Below are 1,276 nucleotides of genomic sequence, written 5' to 3'. Positions count from 1 at the left end.
TAATTTAAGGAACCAACATGAGCATAATTGAGGACTTGTTCTGAGGATAAAAGATGCTAGATGAAACCGTTAAAGCGACGATCCAAGATGCCGCCCAAAAACTCACAGGTCCGATCAAACGAGGGTTCATGGCCAAGGTGGCCGTTGACTACTTTGATGGCTCAGCCCGCAAGGTAGAGACTTATTTAGGGTGGAGTCGTAAAAGTGTGCAAACAGGGCTCCACGAACGTCGCACTGGCATCACCTGCGTCGATAACTACCAGGCCCGAGGTCGTAAGCAGACGGAACAGAGACTACCGAATTTGGAAGGTGATATCCGTGATCTGGTGGATGGTCATGCCCAAGCCGACCCGAAATTCCAATCCACTTTCTACTATGCCCGTGTGAGTGCCAGGGCCGTGCGCGAGGCATTGATAGAAGTTAAAGGGTATACTGAGGATGAATTACCGACCCGCCAAACGATTGGAAATCTGTTGAATCGCATGGGTTACCGCTTAAAAAAACACTGAAAGTCAAGCCTTATAAGAAAATACCGGAAACCGATGCCATTTTTGAGAATGTGGCTCAATCCAATCAGGCAGCAGATGCTGACCCGAAGACCCTACGGATTTCGATTGACAGCAAAGCCAAGGTCAAAATTGGTAATCTTTCCAGAGGTGGCAAAGCCCGAACCTTAGAGGCTTTGAAAGCCGATGATCATGATGACCACTGGCAGGCTGTGTTGGTGCCCTTTGGCATCTTGGATGTTTTAGGGCACCAACTGTCCATTTACTTTGGTCAGTCCGCAGAGACCAGTGATTTTATCGTCGATTGTTTGGAAGCTTGGTGGCAAGAGCATCAGGGGGACTATCCTGGCATTGAAGCATTAGCCATTGACCTTGATGGTGGCTCTGCTGTCCGAAGTAACCGCACTCAGTTTATCAAACGAATGGTTCAGTTTGTCCAAACCACAGGTCTAAGGGTTCACTTGATTTACTATCCCCCCTATCACAGCAAATACAATCCAATTGAGCGATGTTGGGCAACCTTGGAAAATTATTGGAATGGCTCCCTGCTCAACTCCATTGAGGATGCTCTGCAATGGGCTGCCAATATGACCTGGAATGGATTTCCTCCCTTAGTTCATCTGGTCGAGGGAACCTATCCCAAAAAGATTACGGTGCCTGAGGATGAACTAAAACCCTACAAACAACAGTGGCAAAGGTCTGAATCTCTTCCCAAATGGGATGTTATGATTGAGCCTATCTAATGGTACCTTATTTATTTGCAAGCCCCT

2 protein-coding genes are annotated in these 1,276 nt (G+C 47.3%); both read left to right on the top strand.

What is annotated here, in order from left to right:
- Positions 1-53: 53 nt before the first annotated feature.
- The gene (locus F6K49_RS50040; RefSeq protein WP_293083220.1) at positions 54-509 is read left to right on the top strand and encodes a hypothetical protein; all 456 of its coding nucleotides are present in this window, start codon (positions 54-56) and stop codon (positions 507-509) included.
- Positions 443-1,249: a transposase gene (locus F6K49_RS50035; protein ID WP_366514365.1), complete on the top strand. Its 807-nt coding sequence runs from the start codon at positions 443-445 to the stop codon at positions 1,247-1,249. Before F6K49_RS50040 ends, F6K49_RS50035 begins: the two co-directional genes overlap by 67 nt.
- Positions 1,250-1,276 lie beyond the last annotated feature (27 nt).

Source organism: Moorena sp. SIO3I6 (assembly GCF_010672095.1).
The sequence above is the reverse complement of the archived record's forward strand: the minus strand, read 5'-3'. Positions and strand labels throughout refer to the sequence as shown.